18 protein-coding genes are annotated in these 24,817 nt (G+C 70.7%); 11 read left to right on the top strand and 7 right to left on the bottom strand.

Annotated elements, in window-relative coordinates:
• The first annotated feature begins 38 nt into the window (after positions 1-38).
• Entirely contained in the window at positions 39-1,010 is a 972-nt protein-coding gene (locus tag AC1DCG_RS04190; protein ID WP_477030282.1) for a complex I NDUFA9 subunit family protein, read from the top strand.
• An 86-nt stretch (positions 1,011-1,096) separates the two neighbouring features.
• Here the strand turns inward: AC1DCG_RS04190 and AC1DCG_RS04185 are convergent, their stop codons facing one another.
• Together AC1DCG_RS04185 and AC1DCG_RS04180 are read right to left on the bottom strand one after the other, a co-directional pair.
• Positions 1,097-1,435, bottom strand: a complete 339-nt coding sequence (locus tag AC1DCG_RS04185; RefSeq protein WP_477030281.1) for a hypothetical protein — start codon at positions 1,433-1,435, stop codon at positions 1,097-1,099.
• Positions 1,435-2,235 carry an undecaprenyl-diphosphate phosphatase gene (locus AC1DCG_RS04180; protein WP_477030280.1) on the bottom strand — a complete coding sequence of 267 codons (801 nt, stop codon included), beginning with the start codon at positions 2,233-2,235 and terminating at the stop codon, positions 1,435-1,437. The genes AC1DCG_RS04185 and AC1DCG_RS04180 overlap by 1 nt, the downstream gene beginning before the upstream one ends.
• Before the next feature lie 245 nt (positions 2,236-2,480).
• Here AC1DCG_RS04180 and AC1DCG_RS04175 point away from each other — a divergent pair, with 245 nt between their 5' ends.
• The 3 genes from AC1DCG_RS04175 (at position 2,481) to AC1DCG_RS04165 (ending at position 9,705) form a co-directional block, all read left to right on the top strand.
• The gene (locus AC1DCG_RS04175) at positions 2,481-3,929 is read left to right on the top strand and encodes an NAD(P)-dependent oxidoreductase (RefSeq protein WP_477041387.1); all 1,449 of its coding nucleotides are present in this window, start codon (positions 2,481-2,483) and stop codon (positions 3,927-3,929) included.
• 18 nt (positions 3,930-3,947) lie between these two features.
• On the top strand, positions 3,948-8,471 hold the full coding sequence (gene gltB, locus AC1DCG_RS04170; RefSeq protein WP_477030279.1) for a glutamate synthase large subunit: 4,524 nt from the start codon (positions 3,948-3,950) through the stop codon (positions 8,469-8,471).
• A 202-nt stretch (positions 8,472-8,673) separates the two neighbouring features.
• Positions 8,674-9,705, top strand: a complete 1,032-nt coding sequence (locus AC1DCG_RS04165; RefSeq protein WP_477030278.1) for a nucleoside hydrolase — start codon at positions 8,674-8,676, stop codon at positions 9,703-9,705.
• Between the two features lie 153 nt (positions 9,706-9,858).
• On the opposite strand, the gene AC1DCG_RS04160 is transcribed toward AC1DCG_RS04165, so the two are convergent.
• Positions 9,859-10,998: a citrate synthase family protein gene (locus AC1DCG_RS04160; protein ID WP_477030277.1), complete on the bottom strand. Its 1,140-nt coding sequence runs from the start codon at positions 10,996-10,998 to the stop codon at positions 9,859-9,861.
• Positions 10,999-11,072: 74 nt separating this feature from the next.
• Between AC1DCG_RS04160 and AC1DCG_RS04155 the strand changes: the two genes are divergently transcribed.
• A complete protein-coding gene (locus AC1DCG_RS04155; RefSeq protein WP_477036923.1) occupies positions 11,073-12,167 on the top strand; it encodes a citrate synthase/methylcitrate synthase in 1,095 nt (364 codons plus the stop codon).
• 171 nt (positions 12,168-12,338) lie between these two features.
• Positions 12,339-15,200 carry a TonB-dependent receptor domain-containing protein gene (locus tag AC1DCG_RS04150; RefSeq protein ID WP_477030275.1) on the top strand — a complete coding sequence of 954 codons (2,862 nt, stop codon included), beginning with the start codon at positions 12,339-12,341 and terminating at the stop codon, positions 15,198-15,200.
• Between the two features lie 45 nt (positions 15,201-15,245).
• Here AC1DCG_RS04150 and AC1DCG_RS04145 read toward each other — a convergent pair whose 3' ends face one another.
• Entirely contained in the window at positions 15,246-16,061 is an 816-nt protein-coding gene (locus tag AC1DCG_RS04145; protein ID WP_477030274.1) for a hypothetical protein, read from the bottom strand.
• A gap of 103 nt (positions 16,062-16,164) precedes the next feature.
• Between AC1DCG_RS04145 and AC1DCG_RS04140 the strand changes: the two genes are divergently transcribed.
• The 4 genes from AC1DCG_RS04140 (at position 16,165) to queG (ending at position 20,655) form a co-directional block, all read left to right on the top strand.
• Positions 16,165-17,052, top strand: a complete 888-nt coding sequence (locus AC1DCG_RS04140) for a cation diffusion facilitator family transporter (RefSeq protein ID WP_477041386.1) — start codon at positions 16,165-16,167, stop codon at positions 17,050-17,052.
• Positions 17,053-17,250: 198 nt separating this feature from the next.
• A complete protein-coding gene (rfaE1, locus tag AC1DCG_RS04135) occupies positions 17,251-18,705 on the top strand; it encodes a D-glycero-beta-D-manno-heptose-7-phosphate kinase (RefSeq protein WP_477030272.1) in 1,455 nt (484 codons plus the stop codon).
• A gap of 212 nt (positions 18,706-18,917) precedes the next feature.
• Positions 18,918-19,604, top strand: a complete 687-nt coding sequence (fzlA, locus tag AC1DCG_RS04130) for an FtsZ-binding protein FzlA (protein WP_477030271.1) — start codon at positions 18,918-18,920, stop codon at positions 19,602-19,604.
• The gene (gene queG / locus AC1DCG_RS04125) at positions 19,585-20,655 is read left to right on the top strand and encodes a tRNA epoxyqueuosine(34) reductase QueG (RefSeq protein WP_477030270.1); all 1,071 of its coding nucleotides are present in this window, start codon (positions 19,585-19,587) and stop codon (positions 20,653-20,655) included. Before fzlA ends, queG begins: the two co-directional genes overlap by 20 nt.
• Here the strand turns inward: queG and rfbC are convergent.
• Together rfbC and AC1DCG_RS04115 are read right to left on the bottom strand one after the other, a co-directional pair.
• Positions 20,643-21,209, bottom strand: coding sequence for a dTDP-4-dehydrorhamnose 3,5-epimerase (gene rfbC, locus AC1DCG_RS04120; protein WP_477030269.1), 567 nt, complete (start codon positions 21,207-21,209; stop codon positions 20,643-20,645). The genes queG and rfbC overlap by 13 nt on opposite strands.
• Entirely contained in the window at positions 21,206-22,438 is a 1,233-nt protein-coding gene (locus AC1DCG_RS04115; protein WP_477030268.1) for a glycosyltransferase family 4 protein, read from the bottom strand. The genes rfbC and AC1DCG_RS04115 overlap by 4 nt, the downstream gene beginning before the upstream one ends.
• A gap of 69 nt (positions 22,439-22,507) precedes the next feature.
• On the opposite strand from AC1DCG_RS04115, the gene AC1DCG_RS04110 reads away from it, so the two are divergent.
• The gene (locus AC1DCG_RS04110; RefSeq protein ID WP_477030267.1) at positions 22,508-23,530 is read left to right on the top strand and encodes a glycosyltransferase family 2 protein; all 1,023 of its coding nucleotides are present in this window, start codon (positions 22,508-22,510) and stop codon (positions 23,528-23,530) included.
• On the opposite strand, the gene argE is transcribed toward AC1DCG_RS04110, so the two are convergent.
• A complete protein-coding gene (gene argE / locus AC1DCG_RS04105) occupies positions 23,493-24,671 on the bottom strand; it encodes an acetylornithine deacetylase (protein ID WP_477036929.1) in 1,179 nt (392 codons plus the stop codon). The two genes, AC1DCG_RS04110 and argE, sit on opposite strands and share 38 nt — an antisense overlap.
• Positions 24,672-24,817: the final 146 nt, after the last annotated feature.

Below are 24,817 nucleotides of genomic sequence, written 5' to 3'. Positions count from 1 at the left end.
CGTCTAATCCCCCTTCATCGCAGCGACGAGGAATGAAGATGCAGGGTCTGGTCACGGTGTTCGGCGGCTCGGGCTTCGTAGGAAGCCAGGTGGTGCGCGCCCTCGCCAAGTCGGGCTATCGCGTGCGCGTGGCCGTGCGTCAGCCCAATCTCGCCTATCGCATGCGCATGCTGGGCGATGTCGGCCAGATCGAGGTGATCCAGGCCAACGTCCGCAACGCCGCCTCGGTGGCCCGCGCGCTCGAAGGCGCCGAAGCGGCCGTCAACCTGGTGGGCGTGCTGTGGGAAAGCGGCCGCCAGCAGTTCCAGAGCCTGCACGCCATGGGCGCCAAGACCGTGGCCGAACAGGCGACCGCCGCCGGCGTGAAGCGCCTGGTGCAGGTCTCGGCCATCGGCGCCGACGCCGATTCGGCCGCCAAGTACGCCCGCACCAAGGCCGAGGGCGAAGCGGCCGTCCGCGCCGCCTTCCCGACCGCCACCATCGTGCGCCCGTCGGTCGTGTTCGGCCAGGAAGACAAGTTCTTCAACAAGTTCGGCCAGCTGGCCGCCAGCGCCCCGGCCCTGCCGCTGGTCGGCGGCGGCGCCACCAAGTTCCAGCCGGTGTTCGTCGGCGACGTCGCCGCCGCGATCGCCAAGATCATCGCCACGCCGGGCGCGCAGGGCCAGACCTTCGAACTGGGCGGCCCGGCCGTCTACACGTTCAAGGAACTGCTCGAGCTCGTCCTGACCGAGACCGGCCGCGCCCGCGTCCTGGCGCCCCTGCCCTGGCCGATCGCCGGCCTGGTGGGCAAGCTGGGCGACATCCAGGCTTCGATCCTGCCGCTGGCCCCGCCGCTGACCACCGACCAGGTCGCCCTGCTGAAGGCCGGCGACAACGTCGTCGCGCCGGGCGCCAAGGGCCTGGCCGACCTCGGCATCGTCCCGACCGCCGTCGAAGCCGTCGTGCCGTCCTACCTCTACCGCTACCGCAAGGGCGGCCAGTACGCCCCGACCCCGGCCGGCGCCTTCTAGGCGTCCAGCCAGGACCGAAACGACAAACCCCGCGCCGGTCGCCCGGCGCGGGGTTTTTCTTTCTCGGGCCGGCTTCTGGCCGGGCCTCAGGCCATCGACGGCCGGGTCACGGTCAGCAGCGCCACGAAGTCGGGATCGACGACCACCGCCTCCTCTTCGGCCAGCTGGTACTCGCCAGGCTCGCCGACCTCGACGGCCTCCAGCATCGGGGCCATGACGAAGGCCTCGTCCAGGCCCGGCGCGTCGATGACGATGCCGTCCTCGGGATCGCACGACACCACCCGGCCGAACACCTGGCGACGCCCCAGCAGCCTCTGCTCGCCGTCGAGATAGGTCAGCCCGACCAGCAGGGTCGAGCCGACCAGGTCGCCGGCCAGCTCCTCGTCCCAGTCGCCGCCGCCGGAGCTTTCGAAAAGGCCGGCCATCAGCGCGGGATGTACAGCAGCGCCAGGCCGACCACGCCGACGGCGATCCGCCAGTAGGCGAACGGCGCAAAGCCGTGGCGGGTGATGAAGTTCAGCACCGTCTTGACCACGAACACGCCCGAGATCAGCGCGGCGACGAAGCCCAGGCCGATCATGCCCATGTCCTTGGTGCTGAGCTGGTCGATGTTCTTGTAGAGGTCGTAGGCGAAGGCGCCGGCCATGGTCGGCATCGCCAGGAAGAAGCTGAACTCCGCGGCCGAGCGCTTGTCGCACTTCAGCAGCAGGGCGCCGGCGATGGTCGCCCCCGAGCGCGAGACGCCGGGCACCAGGGCCAGACACTGGAAGAGGCCGATGATGAAGGCCGTCTTCAGCGGATAGTCGGCGACGTCGGTGTGCTTGGGCTCGAACTTCATGCGGTCCAGGCCCAGCAGGATGAAGCCGCCGATGATCAGGGTCGTGCACACCAGGGCCGGGCTCTCGTAGAGCACGGCCTTGATGAAGTCGTGGGCCAGGACGCCGACGAACACCGCCGGCAGGAAGGCCAGCAGGATGCCGATGACGAACCGGCGCGAACCCGGATTGGTCGGCAGGGTGGTCAGAAGCCCCCACAGACGCCCGAAGTAGACGCTGGTGATCGCCAGGATGGCGCCCAGCTGGATCAGCACCTGGAAGGTGTTGCCCGGGCTGTGGAAGCCCAGGAAGTGGCCGACCAGCAGCAAGTGCCCGGTCGACGAGACGGGAATGAACTCGGTCAGGCCCTCGATCAGGCCCAACACGATCGCGATCAGCCAATCCGGCATGTCATCCCCTTGTGAAACAAGCGCTTGAGGGTGGAAGCGGGCGTGCGCCCGACACGGTAAAGAAAGGGTTTATCCAAAAAGTGGACCAATTTAGGGCATAACTGCGAGTCGCTCGCAATGACCCTGGCGTCATCGCGGATATATTCGTCCAATATTTTTACCACCGCATTCTTATTGCCCTGAAGAGTCCGTATGAGGCCCTCGCAAGCAAATTTTTCCCCGGCAACGGGGGCGAGGGAAGGCGCATGGCCGAGCGCATGTTGAAATTCACGACCGTCGCGCGTCGCACGCCTGAAAAGCGGGCGGCCGAAGAGCGTAACGGCGACTTTCACGAGATCTACGCCGACTTCATCGACGCCAAGGCCAACGAGCAGGCCTCGCGCTGCTCGCAGTGCGGCGTGCCCTACTGCCAAACCCACTGCCCGCTGCACAACAACATCCCCGACTGGCTGCGGATGACCGCCGAAGGCCGGCTGGAGGAAGCCTACGCCCTGTCGCAGGCCACCAACTCGATGCCGGAAGTCTGCGGCCGCATCTGCCCGCAGGACCGTCTCTGCGAAGGCAACTGCGTCATAGAGCAGTCGGGTCACGGCACCGTGACGATCGGCTCGGTCGAACGCTACCTGACCGACAAGGCCTGGGAGATGGGCTGGGTGAAGCCGCTCGTCGCCGCCGCCGACCGCGGCCAGTCGATCGGCGTCGTCGGCGCGGGCCCCGCGGGCCTGGCCGCCGCCGAGAAGCTGCGCGAGCAGGGCTACGCCGTCACCGTCTATGACCGCCACGACCGCGCCGGCGGCCTGCTGATCTACGGCATCCMCGGCTTCAAGCTGGAGAAGGACGTCGTCGAGCGCCGCACCCAGCGCCTGGCCGACGGCGGCGTCGAGTTCAAGCTCGGCTTCGAGGTCGGCAAGGACGCCACCCTGGAAGACCTGCGCGCCAAGCACGACGCGGTGCTGATCGCCGTCGGCGTCTACGCCGCCCGCGACCTGGCCGTGCCCGGCGGCGGCGACAAGGGCGTGGTGCCCGCGCTCGACTACCTGATCGCCTCCAACAAGAAGACCCTCGGCGACGACGTCCCGGCCTACGACAGCGGCGAACTCAATGCCGAGGGCAAGGACGTTGTCGTGGTCGGCGGCGGCGACACCGCCATGGACTGCGTGCGCACGGCCATCCGCCAGGGCGCGACCTCGGTCACCTGCCTCTATCGCCGCGACAAGGCCAACATGCCCGGCTCGCTGCGCGAAGTGGCCAACGCCGAGGAAGAAGGCGTCACCTTCGAATGGCTGGCCGCCCCGCGCGCCCTGTCGGGCGACGCCGAGGCCGTCACCGGCGTGAAGGCCATCCGCATGCGCCTGGGCGCTCCGGACGCCTCGGGCCGCCGCAGCCCCGAAGAGATCCCCGGCGGCGACTTCGACCGTCCGGCCCAGCTGGTGGTCAAGGCGCTGGGCTTCGAGCCCGAGAACCTGCCGCAGGCCTGGTCGGCGCCCGACCTGAAGACCACGCGCTGGGGCACGGTGAAGGCCGACGTCCGCAACCAGATGACCAATCTCGACGGCGTCTTCGCCGCCGGCGACATCGTCCGCGGCGCCTCGCTGGTGGTTTGGGCGATCAAGGACGGCCGCGACGCCGCCGACGCCATCCACCGCTACCTGAAGGCCAAGGCCGGCGCTCCCGCGCTGATCGCGGCGGAATAAGGAAAGAGAGATCAGACCATGAGCCAGATCGACCTCTATCTGAAGAACCGCCAGGCCCTCATCGACGGCCACGCCTACGACCCGACCACCGAGCGCGACGCCTGTGGCGTGGGCCTGGTCTGCGCCATCGACGGCCAGCCGCGCCGCGAAGTCGTCGAACTGGCGATCAAGGCTCTGAAGGCCCTGTGGCACCGCGGCGCGGTGGACGCCGACGGCAAGACCGGCGACGGCGCCGGCGTGCTGGTCTCGGTCCCGCAGGACTTCTTCATCGACCAGGTGCGCCGCACCGGCCACGCCCTGCGTCCCGGCCCCATCGCCGTCGGCCAGGTGTTCCTGCCGCGCACCGACCTGGGCGCCCAGGAAGCCTGCCGCACGATCGTCGAGGCCGAGGCCCTGCGCTTTGGCTTCTACATCTACGGCTGGCGCCAGGTGCCCGTCGACACCTCGGTGATCGGCGAGAAGGCCAACGCCACGCGTCCGGAAATCGAGCAGATCATGCTGGCCCCGCCGGCCGGCCTGGAGGGCGAGGCGCTGGAACGCGCCCTGTTCCTGTGCCGCAAGCGCATCGAAAAGCGCGTGCACGCCCAGAACATCAGCGACTTCTACATCTGCTCGTTCTCGGCCCGCTCGCTGATCTACAAGGGCATGTTCCTGGCCGAGTCGATCGACGAGTTCTATCCGGACCTGAAGGACGAGCGCTTCGCCGCCGCCGTGGCGATCTTCCACCAGCGCTACTCGACCAACACCTTCCCGCAGTGGCGCCTGGCCCAGCCCTTCCGGATGCTCGCCCACAACGGCGAGATCAACACGATCAAGGGCAACATCAACTGGATGAAGTCCCACGAGATCAAGATGGCGGCCGACGCCTTCGGTGAGTTCGGGGACGACGTGAAGCCGGTGATCCAGCCGGGCGGTTCGGACAGCGCCAGCCTGGACAACACCTTCGAGGTGCTGGTCCGCGCCGGCCGCGACGCGCCGATGGCCAAGGCCCTGCTGGTGCCCGAAGCCTCCAACCCCAACATGAGCGACGAGCACAAGGCGCTCTATTCCTACTGCAACGCCGTGATGGAGCCGTGGGACGGTCCGGCCGCCCTGTGCGCCACCGACGGCCGCTGGGTCGTGGCCGGCAAGGACCGTTCGGGCCTGCGCCCGCTGCGCGTGGCCTATACCGACGACGGCCTGGTCATCATGGGCTCGGAAGCGGGCATGTGCGGCGTCGAGGAAAGCCGCATCACCCGCAAGCTGGCCATCGCGCCGGGCCGGATGATCGCCATCGACCTGGGCGAGGGCAAGCTCTACGGCGAAGACGAGATCGTCGACGAGCTGGCCGGCCGCCACCCCTACACCGAGTGGCTGGGCAACATGGTCGATCTCGAAAAGGAGATCGCGCCCGGTCCGGAGCCGCGCAGCTACGGCCGCGAGGAGCTGACCCGTCGCCAGGCCGCCGCCGGCTACAGCCTCGAAGACCTGGAAATGATCCTCGCCCCGATGGTCGAGGACGGCAAGGAAGCCGTCGGCTCGATGGGCGACGACACGCCGCTGGCGGTGCTGTCGGAGAAGTATCGCCCCCTGAGCCACTACTTCCGCCAGAACTTCAGCCAGGTGACCAACCCGCCGATCGACCCCCTGCGGGAGACCGGCGTCATGAGCCTGAAGACCCGCTTCAAGAACCTGGGCAACATCCTGGCCCAGGACGCCGCTCAGGCCGACGTCTACGTGCTGGAAAGCCCCGTGCTGACCACCGGCATGTACATCCGCATCCGCGAGCTGCTGGGTGAGAAGAACGTCGCGGTCATCGACTGCACCATGCCGCTGCCGGCGGCCGAAGCCCGCGCCGGCGACGCCCTGCGCGCCAACCTCGACCGCATCCGCGCCGAGGCCGAGGACGCCGTCCTGCGCGGCTGCGGCGCCATCGTCCTGACCGACGAGGCCACCGACGCCAGCCGCGTGGCCCTGCCGATGATCCTGGCCACCGGCGGCGTGCACGCCCACCTCGTGGCCAAGGGCCTGCGCTCCTACGTCTCGCTGGTCGTGCGTTCGGCCGAGTGCCTCGACACGCACTATTTCGCGGTGCTGGTCGGCGTCGGCGCCACGGCGGTCAACGCCTACCTGGCGCAGGAAAGCTTCCAGGACCGCCTGGAGCGGGGCCTGGTGGGCGACAAGTCGCTGCGCGACGTGTGCCTGAACTTCAAGGGCGCCATCGAGGGCGGCCTGCTGAAGATCATCTCCAAGATGGGCATCAGCGTCATCTCCTCGTACCGCGGCGGCTACAACTTCGAAGCCGTCGGCCTGTCGCGCGCCCTGGCCGCCGAATTCTTCCCCGGCATGCCCTCGCGCATCTCGGGCATCGGCCTGGCCGGCATCGAGACCAAGACGGTCGAGCTGCACCGCAAGGCCTGGGAGCTGTCGGCGGTGACTCTGCCGGTCGGCGGCCTCTACAAGTCGCGCCGCTCGGGCGAGGCCCACGCCTTCGAAGCCCGGCTCATGCACACCCTGCAGAGCGCCTGCGACACCGGCGACTACGAGCTTTATCGCCGCTGGTCCTCGGGCCTGCGCACGCAAAAGCCGATCCAGCTGCGCGACCTGCTCGACTGGCGCTCGGACCGCAACCCGATCTCGACCGACGACGTCGAAAGCGTCAACGAGATCCGCAAGCGCTTCGTCACGCCGGGCATGAGCCTGGGCGCCCTGTCGCCTGAGGCCCACGGCGCGCTGAACATCGCCATGAACCGCATCGGCGCCCGTTCGGTGTCGGGCGAAGGCGGCGAGGACTCGGCCCGCTACAAGCCGCTGCCGAACGGCGACAACCCCAACAGCGCCATCAAGCAGGTGGCCTCGGGCCGGTTCGGCGTCACCGCCGAATACCTGAACCAGTGCGTCGAGCTGGAGATCAAGGTCGCCCAGGGCGCCAAGCCGGGTGAAGGCGGGCAGCTTCCTGGCTTCAAGGTGACCGAGATGATCGCCCGCCTGCGTCACTCGACGCCGGGCGTGATGCTGATCAGCCCGCCGCCGCACCACGACATCTACTCGATCGAGGACCTGGCCCAGCTCATCTACGACCTGAAGCAGATCAACCCGGTCGCTCGGGTCACGGTGAAGCTGGTCGCGGCCACCGGCATCGGCGCCATCGCCGCCGGCGTTGCGAAAGCTAAGGCCGACGTGATCCTGGTCGCCGGCGGCGTCGGCGGCACGGGCGCCTCGCCCCAGACCTCGGTGAAGTACGCCGGCGGTCCGTGGGAGATGGGCCTGTCGGAAGCCAACCAGGTGCTGACGCTGAACAACCTGCGCCACTCCGTCGTCCTGCGGGCCGACGGCGGCATGCGCACGGGCCGCGACGTGGTCATCGCCGCGATGATGGGCGCCGAGGAGTTCGGCATCGGCACCGCCTCGCTGGTGGCGATGGGCTGCATCATGGTGCGCCAGTGCCACTCCAACACCTGCCCCGTGGGCGTCTGCACCCAGGACGAAGCGCTGCGCGCCAAGTTCACCGGCACGCCGGACAAGGTCGTGAACCTCTTCACCTTCGTGGCCGAGGAAGTGCGCGAGATCCTGGCGGGCCTGGGCTTCAAGAGCCTGCAGGAGATCGTCGGCCGCACCGACCTGCTGGCGCAGGTTTCGCGCGGCGGCGAGCACCTCGACGACCTCGACCTGAACCCGCTGCTGGTTCGCGCCGACCCCGGCCAGAACAAGCCGTACAACACGGTCGAGGGCCGCAACGCGGTGCCGGACACGCTGGACGCCCAGATCGTCCGCGACGCCGCGCCGCTGCTGGAGCGCGGCGAGAAGATGCAGCTGACCTACACGGTCCGCAGCACGGCGCGCACCATCGGCACCCGCACCTCGAGCCACATCGTCCGCAAGTTCGGCATGAAGGGCCTGCCCGCCGGCCACCTTACGGTCCAGTTGAAGGGCTCGGCCGGCCAGAGCCTGGGCGCCTTCGCGGTGCAAGGCCTGCGCATCGAGCTGACCGGCGAGGCCAACGACTATGTCGGCAAGGGCCTGTCGGGCGCGACGATCACCATCAAGCCGCCCCGCGGCCTGGCGGCGCCGGAGACCAACACCCTGATCGGCAACACCGTGCTGTTCGGGGCCACCTCGGGCCGCCTGTTCGCGGCCGGCCAGGCCGGCGAGCGCTTCGCCGTCCGCAACTCGGGCGCCACCACGGTGGTCGAGGGCTGCGGAACCAACGGCTGCGAATACATGACCGGCGGCCAGGTGGTGATCCTGGGCCCGACGGGCGGCAACTTCGGGGCCGGCATGACCGGCGGCATGGCCTTCGTGCTCGACCAGCACGACCGGTTCTCGACCAACTACAATCCCGAGAGCATCGTCGTTCAGCGCCTGGCCTCGCCCTACTGGGAAGGCGTGCTGCGCTCGCTGATCGCCGAACACGCCCGCGAGACGGACTCGGCCTTCGCCGAGAGCCTGCTGCGCGACTGGGACCGCGCCCGCGATCTCTTCTGGCAGGTCTGCCCGAAGGAAATGATCAGCCGCCTGCCCCAGCCGCTGGCGGCCGAGGAAGCGGTTCACGAGCGGGCCTAAGGGCCCGCCCGCAACGAGATCCGTCGCCTTCTTCCGGGGCGACGGCCGCGCGGCGCGCCTCCCAGCCCGCCGCACGACGAGGGGAGCGCTCCGGCCCGAGCGCTCCCCTTTGTTGTGTCAGGAACACCCCTGGACGCTTGCCCGGCGCGACGCGGAAATGCTGATCTGCCCGCCGTCGATTTCCTGCGTCGGGGATGTTCCAGTGAGCTTCGAGACCAAGACCACCGCCCCCTCGCGGCGCGGACTGATGGCCGGCGGCGCAGCCCTGCTGGGCGCGGTGGCGACGGGCGGGCAAGCCCTGGCCCTGACCGCCCGCCCCCGCCTGCGGGTGATCCTCGACAACGACTTCTCGGGCGATCCGGACGGCCTGTTCCAGCTGGCCCACCACCTGGCCTCGCCATCGGTGGAGATCCCGCTGATCATCGGCTCGCATATCCACGTGAACGACTTCCTCGACGGCTCGACCACCCAGGCCGACAACGCCGTCGCCCAGGTCAAGGCGATCTGTTCACGGATGAAGCTGGTCCGGCAGCCGCCGGTGATCGCCGGCCGCAACGCCGCTCCGCCCGCCGGCGCCAGGCCCGAAGCCACCCCGGCCGCCAAGGCGATCATCGCCGAGGCCCTGCGCGACGACACCAGGCTGCCGCTGTTCTACTGCGCCGGCGCGGGCCTGACGGATCTGGCCGAAGCCCTGCGGCTGGAGCCGAAGATCGCCGGCCGCATGACGCTGGTCTGGATCGGCGGGCACGAGCACGACGACCTGCTGCCCGGCGTCCCCCGCCGCAAGGACGCCGAGTACAACGCCACCATCGACCTGGCCGCCGTGCAGACGGTGTTCAACGACTCCGCCATCGAGATCTGGCAGATCCCGCGCAACGTCTATCGCCAGCTGATGATCAGCCATGCCGAGCTCGAAGCCGGCCTCAAGCCCTCGGGAAGCCTGGGGACCTACCTGCTGGAACAGCTGGAGCGCGTGGTCTCCACGCCCAAGATCAGCCTGGGCGAGACCTATATCCTCGGCGACAGCCCGCTGGTGACGCTGACGGCCCTGCAGTCGTCGTTCGAGCCCGACAGCGCATCCAGCGCCTATGTCGTGCGGCCTACGCCCCGCGTCGTCGCGCGGGCCCAGTACGAGCCCGATCCGAACGGCCGGCCGATGCGGGTCTACACCACCATCGACACCCGCCTGACCTTCGCCGACATGTTCGCCAAGTTCGCCGCGGCGGGGTGGTAGGCGGCCACCTAGGCCACTCTCTACGTCGTCATCCCGGCCGGAGACCTGCGCAGCAGGTCGTAGAGCCGGGACCCAGGGGCCGCCGCACTGCACCTGCTCCTGGGTCCCGGATAAGCGCTACGCGCTTTCCGGGATGACGAAGATGGGAGCAGCCTACCCCTCCGGCCCCACATACCGCGCCCGGGGACGGATCAGCCTTCCCGTCTTCCCCTGCTCCAGCGCATGGGCCAGCCAGCCCGCCGTGCGGCCGACGGCGAACAGGGCGAAGGGGGCGTCGTCGGGCAGCTTCAGGGTCTGGGCCAGGGCGACCAGGGCGAAGTCGATGTTGGCCGGCTGGCCGGTGGCGGCGACCACCGCCTCGTGCAGCGCGGCCATCTCCGCCGACGGCGCGAAGGCCGCCAGCAGCGCCGCCGCGCGCGGGTCCCCATCGGGATAGAGCGGGTGGCCAAAGCCCGGCAGCGGCGCGCCCTGGTCGAGGCGGACGGCGACGGCCCGCCCCGGACCTTCGCGCCTGGCCTCGCAGGCCAGGGCCTCGACGCGGGCGGCCATGCCGCCGTGCAGCGGTCCCGACAGCGCCGACAGGCCGGCCAGGGCCGAAGCCGCCAGCGACGCGCCGGTCGAGGCCGCCACCCGGGCGGCGAAGGTCGAGGCGTTGAGTTCGTGGTCGGCCAGCAGCACCAGCACCCGCCGCACCAGGTCGCCGCCGGTCGCGTCCAGGCCCCAGGCGGCCGCCAGCCGCTGGTGGATCAGCCCCTCGCCCGCCCGTCCCGCGACGGCGTCGGCGACCAGGTCCAGCAGGCCCGCCACCTCCTGGGCCAGCATCAGCGGCGCGCGGCCCCGGGCCGGCCGATCCTCGCCCGCGCGGACGGCCAGGTCGGCGAACAGCCKGGCGCGGATGGTCGGGGCGGCGCTGGGCGCGCGGACGGCCAGGGCGGCCTGCGCCGTGTCGTCGCGCAGCAGCCGGCCGACCGCCTCGAAGCTTTCGGTCCTGGCCAGGTCGACGGCGTCGCGGCCGCGGTACCAGAGGCGCCCTGCCCGCACGGTGGTGATGGCCGAGGCCAGCACCGGCTCGCCCCAGGCGATGGCCTCGGCGGCGACGTCGGCGGCCTTGCGGCCCCTGGCCTTGCGCTTGGCCAGCGCCGCCACGTCGGAGGCGCGATAGAGGCTGCGGCGCGGATCCTCGGGATGAGCGTGGGCCTCGATCCGGCCCCGGCTGACATAGGCGTACAGCGTCTGGGCCCGCACGCCGAGCCGCGCCATCGCCTGGTCCGCATCGAGCCAATCGTCCGCCATGTATATTGATTACATTGATCAAGATTGACGATCAACCGGCGGGAGCCAAGATCAGGGGCGAAAGGAGACCTCCCATGGTCCAAGTTTCCGCCGGCCTCGAAGGCGTCATCGCCGCCGCCACCGTGCTTTCCGACGTCGACGGCCAGGCCGGCCGCCTGACCATCCGCGGCTGGGCGGTCGAGGACCTGGCCGGCCGCGCCCGCTTCGAGGACGCCGTCCACCTGCTGCTGGACGGCTTCTTCGACGACCTGCCGGCCGACCTGGCGCCGGCCCTGGGCCAGGCGCGCGTGCGGGCCTTCGCCGAGGTCGCCGCCATGGACGAGGCCCTGGTCGCCCGCGAGTCCTACGACGCCATGCGCGCCCTGCTGGCCCGCCTGCCCGACGGCGACGGCGTGCACGACGCCCTGGCGCTGGCCGTCGCCCCGGCGGTGTTCACCGCCGCGGTCCTGCGCCGCCGAAACGGGCTGGAGGCGGTCGCGCCCGACCCCGCCCTGCCCCACGCCGCCGATTTCCTGCGGATGGTCCGGGGCGCCCCCGCGACGCAAGGCGAGGCCCGCGCGCTGGACGCCTATCTGGTCACGGTCTGCGACCACGGCCTCAACGCCTCGACCTTCGCCGCCAGGGTGGCGGCCTCGACGCGGGCGGGGCTGGGCTCGGCCGTGCTGGCGGGACTGTCGACGCTGAAGGGTCCGCTGCACGGCGGCGCGCCGGGGCCGGTGATCGACATGCTCGACGCCATCGGAACGGCCGACAACGCCGTCTCCTGGCTGGACGCCGCGCTCGACGCCGGCGAGCGGCTGATGGGGTTCGGCCATCGCATCTATCGTGTTCGCGATCCCCGCGCCGACGCCCTGAAGGCCGCCCTCTCGCGACTGTCGAAAAGCGCCGGCGCCCTGCCCGGCCGCCTGGCTCTGGCCGAAGCCGTGGAGCGCGCGGCCCTCGACATCCTGCGCCGCCGCAAGCCCGACCGGCCGCTGGAGACCAATGTCGAGTTCTACACCGCGCTTTTGCTGGAAGCGCTGGAGCTGCCGCCGGAGGCCTTCACCTGCGTGTTCGCCGCCGGGCGCACGGCCGGGTGGATCGCCCACGCCCGCGAGCAGCAGGCCAGCGGCAAGCTCATTCGTCCGCAGTCGGTCTATGTCGGGCCCCGGCCCAGGGCGGCGGCCTGACGGCCGCTGCTTTCCTGCTGCGCAAATTTGTTGCGAAAGACACACATGAGGGCGAAAGTACATATCAACGTTCGCCGAACTTGACACATTTTTGACCGCCGATTCACCTTCAGCGCGAGCGAATCCGTAGTTCAACCTTGACCATACGGATGTCGCAGCAAGAGGGACGGCATGAACCGCATCGGCCAAGGACTCCTTTCGCTCTTTCTGACCACCGTCGCGGCCGCGCCGCTGGCGGCCCACGCCCAGACGCCCGCCGAAACCGACGTCGAGGGCGTCGTGGTCACCGGCTCGCGCATCCGCGTCAGCCCGCTCGACAAGACCCAGACCGTCTTCCAGATCGACCAGGAGGCGATCGCCAAGACCGGCCTGACCTCGATCGTCGACGTGCTGCAGCGCGTGCCGGCCGCCGGCGGCGGCCTCAATTCCAAGTTCAACAACTCGGGCAACTTCGGCAATCCGCCCGACGGCGGCGGCGTGGGCGCCGGCTCGGCCGAGATCGACCTGCGCTACCTGGGCTCGCGCCGGGCGCTGGTGCTGGTCGACGGCCAGCGCTGGGTCAGCGGGGCCTCGGCCTCGGGCGTGCCGGGGGCCGTGGACCTCAACACCATTCCCAGCGCCATGATCCGCAACGTCGAGATCCTGCAGGAGGGCGCCTCGCCCATCTACGGCTCGGACGCCATCGCCGGGGTCATCAACATCATCACCCGCGAGCGCCAGCAGGGTCTGGAACTGTCGGCCCAGGTGGGCGGCTACGGCGAGGGCGACGGCTTCTCGCAGGACTACAACGTCTCGTGGGGCGCCTCGGAGGACAAGACCAGCATCGTCGTCGGCGGCGGCTACTTCAAGCAGAAGAGCGTGCTGTCGGCCGACCGCGACATCTCGCTCTATCCCAGCCCCTATGGCACCTCGTGCCTTTCCGGCGGCTGCTCGTCGGGCACGCCGCTGGGCCGGTTCATCGTCAGCGACCCCAACACCGGCAACGACATGGACCTGACCCTGAAGGCGGCCCTGGCCGCCGGGGTGCGGCCGACCTACACGCCGCTGGATCCCACCGGCGCGGGCAGCAGCTTCCGCAACTTCGCCGGCGACGCCGACCGCTTCAACTTCCAGCCCTACAACTACATCGTCACCCCGTCCGAGCGGGTCAGCCTGTTCGGCGCGGTGACCCACGACTTCACCGACAGCATCAAGCTGAAGGTGCGCGCCAGCTACGTGCAGCGCAAATCGGCCAACCAGGCCGCGCCCATCCCGCTGTTCGTCGGCCCCGACGCCGGCAACGGCAACCTGCTCGACACCATCTCGATCGACGCCACCAACCCCTACAACCCGTTCGGCTTCACCCTGACCAGCGGCACCTACGCCTTCGTCGGCCGGCGGATGATCGAGGCCGGACCGCGCCACTACGCCCAGAGCGTCGACACCTGGAACGTCAACGCCACCCTGTCGGGCGACTGGGCCGTGGGCTCGCGCCGCTGGTACTGGGACGTCGGCTACACCGCCTCGCGCAACCACGCCGAACAGAGCTTCACCGGCAACATCAACGCCCAGCGCGTGCAGCAGGCGCTGGGCCCGGTCTCGGGCTGCACCGGCTCGTGCGTGCCGCTGAACATCTTCGGCGGCGTCGGCTCGATCACCCCGGAGATGCTGAGCTTCATCGGCTTCACCCAGCAGGACGTCTCGCAGCAGGAACTGCACGACTTCACCGCCAACCTGACCGGCGACCTCTTCGAGCTGCCCGCCGGCCCGCTGGCCTTCGCCGCCGGCTACGAGCACCGCGAAACCAAGGGCTACTTCCAGCCCGACGCCATCGTCGCTGCCGGCCTGTCGTCGGACATTCCCGCCCAGCCGGCCAAGGGCGAGATCAAGGTCGACGAGGCCTATCTGGAACTGCGCGCCCCGCTGCTGGCCGACCTGCCGCTGATCCACCGGCTGGAGATCTCGGGCGCCGGCCGCTGGTTCGACTATTCCACCTCGGGTTCGGACTCGATCTACAAGGCCGGCCTCAACTGGCGGCCGACGGAAGACGTGCTGGTGCGCGCCTCCTGGGGCCAGGGCTTCCGGGCCCCGTCGATCGGCGAGCTCTACGGCGCGGCCTCGCGCTTCGACCAGGAGATCACCGATCCCTGCTCGGACATGCTGGGCCTGTCGGGCGGAACGCCGGCGACGGCCACCGTCCGCGCCAACTGCATCGCCGCCGGCGTGCCGGCCAGCGGCTCTTACGTGCAGCTCAATCCGCAGCTGTCGGTGATCACCAGCGGCAACGACACGCTCAAGCCCGAGACCAGCGAGAGCAAGAACTTCAGCATCGTCTGGGAGCCCAAGGCGCTGAAGGAGGCCAGTTGGGCCAGCGGCGGCTCGATCGAGCTGGCCTATTCCGACATCGAGCTCGACTCGGCCATCCAGGCGCTGTCGGGGGAAAGCCTGCTGTCGCGCTGCGCCGAGCTGGCCGACGCCCTGGCCTGCTCGACCATCACCCGCACGGCCTCGGGCCAGGTGGCGGCGATCACCAACCCGCTGATCAACATCGGCGGCATCCAGACCCGGGCCATCGACCTGAACCTGCTGTGGACCTCGCCGGACTACAGCTTCGGCCGCCTGGCGGTGCGGTCGTACTCGACCTTCCTGCTGGAGTTCGCCGAGATCGTGCCGACGGCCACCGGCTTCACCGAGATCCCGCGCGAAGGCGCCGAGCGCGGCAGCCCCGACCAGGCCTATCCCAAGACCAAGTCGACCTTCACCGTCGACTGGGACTGGAAGAGCTGGGGCGCCAGCGCCTCGGCCCGCTACCTGTCGTCGGTCAAGGAGACGCAGGCGGCCGACGCCAAGCTGGCTTCGCGCACCTATTTCGACGCCCAGCTGCGCTGGAAGCCCGACTTCCTGGGCGAGACCACCGCGGTGGCCTTCGGGGTCAACAACCTGTTCGACAAGGACCCGCCGGGCTGCATCAGCTGCGGCCTCAACAACTTCGACCCCAACGCCTATGACGCGCCGGGGCGCTACTTCTACTTCCGCCTGACCTACCGGCAGTAGGGATAGGGCCGGGAGGGGCCTGGCCCTTCCCGGCCGCCAACACCGTCACTCGACCGGACGCGGCGGACGATGGATCTCCAGCTCGCGGAGCCGCCAGCGGAAGGGATCGGCGTCGAATGCGGCCGTCACGGTAACGTAGACGTCGAGGCTGCCGCGCGTTCGCGTGCCGCGAACGGAAAAGGTGGTGCAGGTCTCGTCGGCCGCCCTTGCGTGTCCGTTCAGATCGGAACAGGACGACGCCCAGGCGACGGAACGGGCCGTCAGGCTTCGCACCAGAGCCTCGCAGCCCTCCTCCAGCAGGCAGTTGACCTTGTCGGCGGGCAGGCTGGCGAAATCGCGCCTGACCGTCTGGGCCAGGGACGCCGCCTGCCAGGCCATGTTCTGGTCGCTCGCCTCAAGCAGTTCGTCGGGCGTTTCGATCTCCGCGCAGCGCGCCTCGGTGATCGGATCCACCGCCGCCCCCTCGCCGATGCGCAAGCCGACCTCGTCGACCACGCGATACGCGCGCTCCACGGTCAAATCCCGAAAGGCCGTCCGGGGCGGACGCTCCCCGCCCTCCTCTTCGAACAGGACGTCCCAGAAGGGCGCCACGCACAGCCCCGGCATGCCCGCCGCCGCGCGCGGCCGCAGCATGAACCTGATCCGCCGCCGCACCGGCTCGGACGGGAAGATGAACACCGCGCGCGGCTCTTGCCGGTCCACATGCACGACGTCGGCGCCGATCTGGGCCATGGTCCGGGCCACGATCTCGGCGTCGGACAGGGTCGCCAGGTCGTCGAGCGACATCCCCGCAGGCTGCGCCATCGCCGCGCCCGCCGTCGCCGCGATCACCAGGGCCAGTCCGGCCGCCCAACGCGTCATGCACGCCCCCTTTTCTACAGCCGTAATCAGACGACGATTTCAAAGGCGCCGCTAGACCCTCGCGTGGATTTTCTCAGGCCTCGCCCGCTGGTAGACAGGGCCCATGATCGCGCCCGCCGCCTCCGCCGCAGAGCACCAGGCCCTCACCCGCCGGATCACCACCCTGTCGGTGGGAACCGCCGCCATCCTGATCGTCATCAAGGGCGCGGCGTGGATCGCCAGCGGCTCGCTGGCCATGCTGGCTTCGCTGGCGGACTCGGGCCTCGATCTCGTCGCCTCGCTGATCACCTTCTTCGCGGTGCGCTATGCGGCCGAGCCGCCCGACGCCGAGCACCGCTTCGGCCACGGCAAGGCCGAGGCCTTCTCCAGCCTGATCCAGGCGGGCCTGGTCTTCGCCTCGGCGGCCCTGATCGGGCGCGAGGCGATCGGCGGCCTGCTGCATCCCAAGCCCGTCGAGCACGGGATCTGGGGCGTCGGGGTGATGGTCGTCTCGATCGTCCTGACCCTGGCCCTGATCCGCGCCCAGGCCGCGGTGATGGCCAGGACCCGCTCGGTGGCCGTGGCCGGCGACCACGCCCACTACGCCGCCGACCTGGCGTCCAACGCCGTCACCTTGCTTGGCCTGGCCGCCGTCGCCCTGCTGGGCTGGACGTGGGTGGACGMCGCCGCCGGCCTGGTGGTCGCCGCCTGGCTGCTGTGGGGCGCGGTGGGGGTGCTGCGCCAGGCCGCCGACCAGCTGATGGACCATGAACTGCCGGTCGAGGAGCGCGAGCAGATCCTGGCCCTGCTGACCGACGATCCCCGCATCGGCGGCGTGCACCAGCTGCGCACCCGCGCGGCCGGCCCGCACATCCACGTCCAGGGCCACATGGATCTGGCCGCCGCCCAGAGCCTGGCCGAAGCCCACGCGATCATGAGCGCCGCCGAAGCCCGGGTGAAAGCCGCCTTCCCGACGGCCGACGTGCTGCTGCACCCCGATCCGCGCAAATAGATCCTCCCCCTGAAGGGGGAAGTGGGCCGGAGGGCCGAAGGGGGAAGAAAGCTCCACCTTTCCAGCGGCTCTGATTTCAGCGACCACATCCCCCTCCGTCGGCTTCGCCGACACCTCCCCCTTCAGGGGGAGGGTCTTGCCCTCCGGCCGCTATGCGCCCAATTAGCGGCCTTCCCTGATCGACGAGCGCTATCCCCGATGGACGACACCCTGGCCCGCCTGCCCGACGCCTTTTCCGGCAAGACCGTGCTGGTGCTGGGCGACGTCATGCTCGACCGGTTCGTCTACGGCGCGGTCGACCGCATCTCGCCCGAGGCCCCGGTGGCGGTGATCGCCATCGAGCGCGAGACCACCATGCTGGGCGGGGCGGGCAACGTGGCCCGCAACGTCGCCGCCCTGGGCGGCAAGGCCGTGCTGGCCGGGCTGGTCGGCGACGACGACGCGGGCAAGGCCGTCCGGGCGCTGGTCGAGCGCGAGCCGGGCCTGGAAAGCGCCCTGGCCGTCGATCCCTCGCGCCGCACCACCGAAAAGACCCGCTACGTCGCCGCCTCGCACCAGATGCTGCGCGCCGACCGCGAGGACCGCCATCCGGCCGACCAGGCCCTGGTGCTGGCCGCCTTCGAAAAGGCCCTGCCCGCCGCCGACGTCGTGGTGCTGTCGGACTACGCCAAGGGCGTTCTCACCCCCGAAGTCCTGACCGCCGCCATCGCCGCCGCCCGCACGGCCGGCAAGCCGGTGATCGTCGATCCCAAGAGCCGCGACCTTTCCCGCTACGACGGCGCGACGGTGATCAAGCCCAACCGTCGCGAGGCCGCCGAGGCCACCGGCGTGACGGGCGCCGGCGACGAGGCCGCCGAGGCCGCCGGCGAGGCGATCCTTTCCACCGCCCCCAACCTGTCGGCCGCCCTGGTCACCCGCGGCGCGGCCGGCATGACCCTGTCGCAGCGCGGCGCGGCCCACGTGCACCTGCCGGCCAGCGCGCTGGAGGTGTTCGACGTCTCGGGCGCGGGCGACACCGTCGCGGCCACCCTGGCCCTGTCGCTGGCGGCCGGGGCGGACCTGCCCGCCGCCGCGCGCCTGGCCAACGCCGCCGCCGGCCTCGTCGTCGCCAAGCTGGGCACCGACGTCGTCACCGCCGCCGAGCTCAAGGCCGTGCTGGCCGGCGCCCACGGCGACCCGGGCCAGGAGAAGATCGCCGGCCGCGAGCGGATGCTGGAGATCGTCGCCGGCTGGCGCGCGCGCGGCCTGAAGGTGGGCTTCACCAACGGCTGCTTTGACCTGCTGCACCCCGGCCACGTCTCGCTGCTCGCCCAGGCCAAGGCCGCCTGCGACCGCCTGGTGCTGGGCCTCAACACCGACGCCTCGGTCCAGCGCCTGAAGGGCCCGACCCGTCCGGTGCAGAAGGAGGACGCCCGCGCCGCAGTGCTGGCCTCGCTGTCGGCCGTCGACCTCGTCACCCTGTTCGACGAGGACACCCCGCTGGAACTGATCACCGCCATCAAGCCCGAGGTGCTGGTCAAGGGCGCCGACTATACGGTCGAGACCGTGGTCGGCTCGGACGTCGTGCTGGCCAACGGCGGCCGCGTGGTGCTGGCCGACCTGAAGGCCGGCCAGAGCACCACGGCGCTGATCGCGCGGGCCAATACGCCTTAGGCCGCTCCGCGGCGCCCCCTCCGGCCCTCCGGGCCACCTCCCCCAGAGGGGGRGGATCTACGGTCTCAGATGCTCCCCCTCTGGGGGAGCTGTCGCGAAGCGACTGAGGGGGCCCCAAAAACGCTCATTCCTCGGAATAGCCCCGCCCCGGCAACATCTTGTTAAGCAAAGCGGCGCATCGATCAGACGATGCAGCCTGAACGCATGTGGGCATGAGCGTCGAACGCACTCTTCACCATTTCCCGTTGGACCCGGCCTCGCGCCAGGTGCGCCTCGCCTTGGGCGAAAAGCGGGTGGCGTTCTCCGAGATCCAGGTGCGCTACTGGGAGTCGCCGCCGGAGTTCACGGCGCTGAACCCCTCGGGCCTGACGCCGGTGCTGGTCGAGACCCGCCACCAGCGCACCGCCGTGATCTGCGAAAGCCGCGCCATCCTCGAGCACATCGAGGAACAGGAGCCCGAACCCGCCCTGCTGGGCCGCGAGGCCGGCGAACGCGCCGAGGCGCGCCGCCTGATGCAGTGGTTCGACCGCAAGTTCGACAACGAGGTCAACGGCTTCCTGCTGCACGAGAAGATGGAAAAGCGCCTGCTGCGCATGGGCGCGCCCGACCTGGGCGCCCTGCGCCAGGGCCGCGACGCCCTGCGCAATCACATGGGCTACATGGAAAGCCTGCTGCAGCAGCGCGACTGGCTGGCCGGCCGCCGCATGAGTCTCGGCGACTTCGCCGGCGCGGCGCACCTTTCGGTCATCGACTATTTCGGCGACGTGCCGTGGAAGGACTTCCCCGCGGTCCGCACCTGGTACATGAAGCTGAAATCGAGGCCGTGCTTCCGGCCCATCCTGGCCGACCGCTGGCCCGGCCTCGCGCCGGCCGCGCACTATGACGACCTCGACTTCTGACCTGACGCCTCAAGCTATCCGGGACGAGATCCGCCGCGAAGCCCTCGCGCTGGGCTTCGACGCCTGCGGCTTCGCCTCGGCGGCCGACGCCTGGCCCAACGGCGAATGGCTGCGCCAGTTCGTGGCCGAAGGCCTGCACGGCGCCATGGGCTGGATGGAAGAGACGCTGGAGCGCCGCAGCCACCCCACCGCCATGTGGACGGATGCGAAGAGCGCGGTGGTGCTGGGCGTCAATTACGGTCCCGACATCGATCCGCTGACCCAGCTTGAGCACCGGGACCGCGCCGCCATCAGCGTCTACGCCCAAGGCGACGACTATCACGACGTGGTCAAGAAGCGCCTCAAGCAGTTGGCCGGCTGGATGCACCGCCGCTGGGGCAATGAGGTCAAGGTGTTCGTCGACACCGCGCCGCTGATGGAAAAGCCGCTGGCCCAGCGCGCGGGCCTGGGCTGGCAGGGCAAGCACACCAACCTCGTCTCGCGCCAGTTCGGCTCGTGGCTGTTCCTGGGCAGCGTGCTCACCACGCTGGACCTGCCGCCGGATCCGGCCGAGTACGACCGCTGCGGCTCGTGCCGGGCGTGCCTGGACATCTGCCCGACGGGCGCCTTTCCAGCGCCCCACCGGCTGGATGCGCGGCGCTGCATCTCGTACCTGACGATCGAGCTGGCCGGTCCGATCCCGGACGAGTTTCGCCCCATGCTCGGCAACCGCATCTACGGCTGCGACGACTGCCTGGCCGCCTGCCCTTGGAACAAGTTCGCCAGCCTGTCGGCCGAGGCCAAGTTCCACGCCCGCGAGACCCTGAAGACCCCGTCGCTGGCGCAGCTGGCCGCGCTGGACGACCCGTCGTTCCGGGCGCTGTTCAGCAAGAGCCCGATCAAGCGCATCGGCCGCGACCGCTTCGTGCGCAACGTGCTCTACGCCATCGGCAACAGCGGCGACGCGGGCCTGATGGCCGTGGTCGAGCCCCTGCGCGGCGATCCCGACGAAACCGTGCGCGACGCCGCCGACTGGGCGGCGGCGCGGCTGGCGGGGGCTCAGGCCTCGTAGACGTAGGGGCTGGCGAGGTCGGCCAGCAGCGGCGCGGCGGCGTCGCGGGCGTTGGCCGACAGCTCGGCCTCGGGGATCGTCCAGTCGATGGCGAGCGCCGGGTCGTTGAAGCGCAGCGTCCCCTCGGCCTGCGGCGCATAGTAGCCCGTGACCTTGTAGAGCACCTCGCACTCGTCGGTCAGGGTGCAGTAGCCGTGGGCGAAACCCTCGGGAACCAGCAGCTGCAGGGCGTTGTCGGCCGACAGTTCGGCGCCGACCCACTGGCCGTAGGTGGGCGAGCCGACGCGGATGTCCACCGCCACGTCGAAGATCGCGCCCCGCGCGCAACGCAGCAGCTTGGCCTGGCCCAGCGGCGGCCTCTGGAAGTGCAGGCCACGGACGATCCCGCGGGTGGTCGAGCGGACGTGGTTGTCCTGCACGAAGCCGCCGCCCTTGAAGCCGGCTTCGTCCAGCGCCGACTGCCGGAAGGTCTCGGAGAACCAGCCGCGCTCGTCGCCGTGGCGCACCGGCGCGATCAGCAGGACGTCGGGGATGGCCAGGGGGGTGATCTTCATTGGACGTGTCCGGAAAGGGCGGCGACGGCGCTCTCGCCGACGGTGGACTGCGACAGCAGGCCGGCGACCGCGGCCCGGCCCCGCGCGCCGAGCGCGGCGCGGGCGGCGGGATCGCCGATCAGGTCGGCCAGCAGCTGGGCGGCGACGTCGAGGTCGGGCTCGGCCCAGACATCGTCCGCATACATCCCCTGGGCGTCGTCGACCGGAACCAGCCGTGCGGGCGCGAGCGCGGCGGCGCCGTCGCCCATGAAATCCAGGTTGCCCGACCAGCCCGTGGCCACCACCGGCTTGCCGGCGGCCATGGCCTCGGCGGGCAACAGGCCGAAACCCTCCGCGCGGTGCAACGACAGCAGGATGTCGCAGGAGGCCAGCAGGTCGTCGCGGTCCTGCGCGCTCATCGACGCGGTCAGCAGCCGCACGTCGTCGGCCGCGCCGATCGCGGCCCGCACGGTCGCGGCCGCCTCGGGCGCGTCGTCGGCGCCGACGGTCTTGAGCACCAGCAGGGTCCGCACGTCGCTGCGCGCGGCGGCCCGGCGATAGGCCTCCAGCGCGCCCAGCGGGTTCTTGCGGGCTATCGAGGAGCGGAAATCGAAGGCGCAGAGCACGATCACCGCGTCCTGCGGCAGGTCGAAGCGGGCCCGGTCGGCGCGCGCGTCCGACAGCGGAACCGGATGGGGCATGACCCGCACGACCAGGCCGCGCGGCGCGGCCGCGCGCACGGCGTCGGCGGTGAAGCGCGACGGCGTCCAGACCTCGTCGACATAGCGGAAGGCCGCCCGCCAGGCCCGGGGGATGCGAGGCAGCTCCCAGGCCCAGTAGCCGATCGTCCGGCGGCCCCGGAAGGGCGCGCCGCGCGTCTGGGCGACCAGATGGATCAGCTCGGTCGGGTTCATGTGGGCGATCAGCACGGCGGGGCCGGCCGGCGGCTCGCCCGGATCGCCGTCGGGCAGCCGGCGGGCATGGCCAAGGCGCTCGGAAACGTCCCAGTCGACGACCTGCCGCCCCTGCGCCCGCAGGGCCTTCGCCAGACCGCGGGCCGCCTCGCCAAGGCCCAGGACCGCGCCGTGGAAGCCCGCGACGATGACCGGCGCATCGGCCGGCGCCGGAGCCGGACGGCGGCGGTTCCAGCCGTAGTCGAGCCAGGCGCGGACGGTGGGCAGGCGAACCGAGACGGCGTGCGCCGCCCCCGGCAGGGCGCGCCAGACCAGACGCTTGAGCTGCTTGATCACCTTCGCCGTACCTTTGCCCGGGCCCCTGTGTTAGCGAGTGTCGCGCCGCGTTCAACCAAGCATTTGGGCATGCCGACCGTTTCTCCCGCCTTCAGCGTCATCGTCGTCGCCTACCAGAGCGGCCCCACCCTGGGCCGGTGCCTGGCCGGGCTCGCCGCCCAGACCTTCCGTGATTTCGAGGTGCTGCTGGTCGACAACGCCTCCAGCGACGGCGCGCCGCAGGCCGCCGCCGCGGCCGATCCGTCGATCCGGCTGATCGAACCGGGCGCCAACACCGGCTTCGCGGCCGGCAACAACATCGCCGCCCGCCAGGCCAAAGGCCGCTGGCTGGTGCTGCTGAACCCCGACGCCTATCCCCACCCCGACTGGCTGGCCAGGCTGGCGGCCGCCGCCGGGCGCCATCCGGACGTGATGAGCTTCGCCTCGCTGCAGCTGGTCGCCGACGAGCCGGGCCTGATGGACGGCGCGGGCGACGTCATGACCTCGGCCGGCATCCCGTTCCGCGGCGGTTATCGCCGCAGGGAGTCGGCCAAGGTGTTCGAGGGCGAGGTGTTCTCAGCCTGCGGCGCGGCGATGATGCTGGACCGCGAGCTGTTCCTGCGCCTGGGCGGCTTCGACGAGCGGTTCTTCTGCTATTGCGAGGACGTCGACCTGGGCTACCGGCTGCGGCTGGAGGGCGAGCCGACCCTGCTGGTTCCCGACGCCAAGGTCGAGCACGTCGGCTCGGCGACGCTGGGCGTGCGCTCGGACTTCGCCCTGTTCCACGGCACCCGCAACCGGGTCTGGACCTTCCTGAAGAACACGCCCGCGCCGATGCTGTGGTGGAGCGCGCCGCTGCACTTCGCGGTCACCGCCGGCCTCTTCCTGCTGCATGTGCGCCGGCGCGACGCCGGGCCGGTGTGGAAAGGCTTCAAGGCCGCCTTCGTGAAGGCCGACCTCGATCCGATCCTGGCCTCGCGCCGGCAGATCCAGGCCGCCCGCAAGGCGCCGGCGATCGACATCCTGCGGGCCATGGCCCTGGACCCGGTGGCCTTCTTCGGCCGCCGGATCGTCATCAGGCAGTGGCGAGGTCGTCGATCAGACGCCGCATGAACTGGGCGCCGCGCTCCATCTGAGCGATCTCGACATACTCGTCGGGCTGGTGGGCCTGGTCGATCGAGCCCGGGCCGCAGATGACGGTGGAGAAGCCCGCGCCCTGGAACTGCCCGGCCTCGGCCGCATAGGGCGCGACGCGGGCCGGACCGTTGTCGCCGGCCATGCGGCGGGCGAAGGCCTCGGCCGCGCCGTCCGGCTCCGGCGCGAACGACGGCGTCAGCGAGCGCACCTCGACCTTGACCCCGCCCTCGGGCGCCCTGGCCTTGACCTCGGCGTCCAGCGACGCGGCCAGGGCGAAGAAGTCGGCCAGGATGGCGGCCGGATCCAGCCCCGGCGGCGTGCGCAGGTCGAACACGAACACGCACTGGCGCGCCAGGATGTTCACCGCCGTGCCGCCGTTGACCTGGCCGATGGTCAGGGTCGCGCCCTTGGGCATGAACGGCGAGGCCGGGTCGGCCTGCCGCTCCAGTCGCTCGGACAGCGCCACCAGATGGCTCATCAGCCTGACGGCCACCATGTTGGCCGAGACGCCCAGGTGGGTGAGGCTGGAATGGGCCTCGCGTCCCGTCACCGTCACCCAGTAGCTGGCGATGCCCTTGTGGGCCTGGACGGCGACCATGTCGGTGGGCTCGCCCACCACCACCAGGGCGGGCCGGGGCAGGTCGCGGGCGATGACCGCGATCATGTCGGGCGCGCCCAGGCAGCCGACCTCCTCGTCATAGGAGAAGGCCAGGTGCACGGGACGCTTGAGATCGCTGGCGACGAGGTCGGGCGCGGCCGCCAGGGCCAGGGCCAGAAACCCCTTCATGTCGCAGGTTCCGCGCCCATAGAGGCGGCCGTCGCGCTCGGTCAGGGTCCAGGGGTCGCTCGACCAGGGCTGGCCGTCGACCGGCACCACGTCGGTGTGGCCCGACAGCACGACCCCGCCCGGGGCCGCAGGCCCGATGCTGGCCATCAGGTTGGACTTGGTCCCGTCGGCGTTGGGCACGCGCCGCGAGGCCACGCCCAGGTCGGACAGATAGGCCTCGACCCATTCGATCAGGGCCAGGTTGGAGCCGCGCGAGGTGGTGTCGAAGGCGACCAGCTTGGCCAGGATGTCGACGGCGCGGGCGGAAAGCGCTTCGGGAGAGGAAACCATCCGCCAAGCCTAGGCCGCGCCGCCCCGGGCCGCCAAGCCCGCCCGGCGCACCCTGGGCAGGTTCGTGCGAACACCTGAGAAAAGCTCACGGCGCGCGCAAGAAACGTGCTCGCTCACGGCTTTTCTTCATCCGAGCCAAGCTTTAG

The organism is Caulobacter sp. 10L414 (assembly GCF_056395525.1).
This window is presented reverse-complemented; position numbering and strand designations above follow the sequence as displayed.